This is a genomic window from Paraburkholderia sp. SIMBA_030 (assembly GCF_046535245.1).
GTDB lineage: Bacteria > Pseudomonadota > Gammaproteobacteria > Burkholderiales > Burkholderiaceae > Paraburkholderia.
On the sequence record NZ_JAWRXB010001021.1, the window covers coordinates 1 to 256 of the forward strand.

Genomic DNA, 256 nt, shown 5'->3' on the forward strand with positions numbered 1-256 from the left:
GCCTCGGCCGATCCGCGCATGCCGTTCGTGAGCACCGTCGTGCATGCGCTGCTGCAGATCGTGACCGTGGCGCTCGGTTCGCCGCTCGGCCGCGAAGTCGCGCCGCGCGAAATCGGCTCGCTGTTCGCCGGACGCCTCGCGCATCGCGCCGGTCTCTCCAGCGACGACTGCCGCCTGATCGTGGCTTGCGGCGCGGGCGCGGGCCTCGCCGCGGTCTATAACGTGCCGCTCGGCGGCGCCGTATTCGTGCTCGAAG

The 256-nt window shown here is 72.3% G+C and carries 1 protein-coding gene; it reads left to right on the forward strand.

Annotation, left to right across the window (positions count from 1 at the left end; translation table 11 throughout):
* Positions 1 to 256, forward strand: a 256-nt coding sequence (locus tag SB772_RS43110) for a chloride channel protein (RefSeq protein ID WP_410838912.1), incomplete at both ends; no start/stop codon positions are given.